1 protein-coding gene is annotated in these 732 nt (G+C 63.9%); it reads left to right on the top strand.

Translation table 11 applies throughout. From position 1 onward, the window contains the following. On the top strand, nucleotides 1-732 hold a 732-nt coding region (locus BW14_RS11820; RefSeq protein ID WP_140490797.1), incomplete at its 5' end, for a glycosyltransferase.

Raw genomic sequence — 732 nt, 5'->3', positions numbered from 1 at the left:
GTGAAGCTCTCCCACAACCGCGGCCACCAGAACGCGCTCCTCGCCGGGCTCATGACCGCGCGCGCCCACGGCTGCGACGCCGCCATCTCCATGGACGCCGACCTGCAGGACGACGTCAACGCGGTAGACGGGTTCATCGACGGGTTCCGCAACGGCGACGAGATCGTCTACGGCGTGCGCTCCGCGCGCAGGAAGGACACGTGGTTCAAACGCACCACCGCCGAAGCCTTCTACAAGGTGTTCGAATGGATGGGCGCCGAAACCGTGCCCGACCACGCCGACTACCGGCTCATGAGCCGCGAGGCGCTCGACGCGCTCAGCGAATACCACGAGGTCAACCTGTTCCTGCGCGGCATCGTGCCCACGCTCGGCTACCGGACCGGCAAGGTCTACTACGAGCGCGGCGAACGCGAGGCCGGCGAATCCAAATACCCGCTGAAGAAGATGGTCGCCTTCGCGATCCAGGGCATCACCTCGTTCTCCACGAAACCGTTGAGCTTCGTCACCGGCGCCGGGCTCCTGTCCATCCTCGTGGCCGTCGGCATGTTCGTGTACGTGCTCGTCTCCCTCGGGTTCGGCCACGCCATCGCAGGATGGGGGTCCATGATGATCTCCATCTGGCTCATCGGCGGACTCATCATGCTCTCCCTCGGCATCGTCGGCGAATACGTCGGCAAAATCTACATGGAATCCAAACACCGCCCCCGCTACCACATCGAAACCACACTATAA

It is taken from the genome of Bifidobacterium sp. UTBIF-68, assembly GCF_006408855.1.
Lineage (GTDB): Bacteria > Actinomycetota > Actinomycetes > Actinomycetales > Bifidobacteriaceae > Bifidobacterium > Bifidobacterium reuteri.
Note: the sequence above shows the minus strand (reverse complement) of the source record. Positions and strands in the feature narration are given on the sequence as shown.